This window comes from Streptomyces sp. AC627_RSS907 (genome assembly GCF_019049165.1).
In genome coordinates this window covers 1-591 of the sequence record NZ_JAGMUE010000611.1, presented here as the reverse complement: position 1 = coordinate 591, position 591 = coordinate 1, and the positions used below count along the sequence as shown (strand labels likewise).

Annotated in this window: 1 protein-coding gene and 1 pseudogene; both read right to left on the bottom strand. The window is 73.3% G+C overall.

The annotated features are described in order from the left end of the window. Positions 1-263 (bottom strand): annotated as a pseudogene (locus KUM32_RS37390) (hypothetical protein); the annotation flags it as partial. After that, a partial coding sequence (locus tag KUM32_RS37385; protein ID WP_217146300.1) for a thioesterase family protein occupies positions 260-591 on the bottom strand: 332 nt, incomplete at its 5' end. The pseudogene KUM32_RS37390 and the gene KUM32_RS37385, both read right to left, overlap by 4 nt.

Sequence of the window (591 nt, the reverse complement as noted above, 5' to 3'; positions counted from 1 at the left end):
GATGAGGTGTCCGCCGCCGCCGCTGGCACGGGCTGAGCCACTGGCGGGGGCGGTGCCAGCAGCGCCGTACGGATGGCCAGCACTTCGAACGAGGCCGGGCGGCCGAAGACCGCGAGCACCCCGCCCGGCCGCGGGCCGGCACTGTGCACGCTCGCCTGGAGCCGCACGGCCGCGGCCCGGTCGTAGTGGATCAACCGGGCCAGGAAGGCGGCGAGGTCGGCCGCCTCCCTGGCGTCGGCGAAGTGCAGCGCTGGCGCCGTCATGCGGCGACGGCCTCCTCCGACTCGTCGTCGCGCTTGCGCCTGCCCTTGGCCGGCGCCTCCTCCAGGTACGCCGTGAGGAACCGCTCCTCCACCGGCGTGAGCCGCCGGGGGCGACCGGCGTCCAGGTCGTACGGAACGACGACGGTGGAGGCTCGCACGTACACGGCTTCCTCGTCCTTGACCTCGTACGAGAGGGTCAGCGACGCGGCGCCGATCTTCGTCACCCAGGTCTCGACGAGCACCGGCTCGTGCCGGTGCACGAGCGGCTTGCGGTAGTCGATCTCGTGTCGGGCCACCACGGAACCACCCGAGAACGCGTCACCCTCGG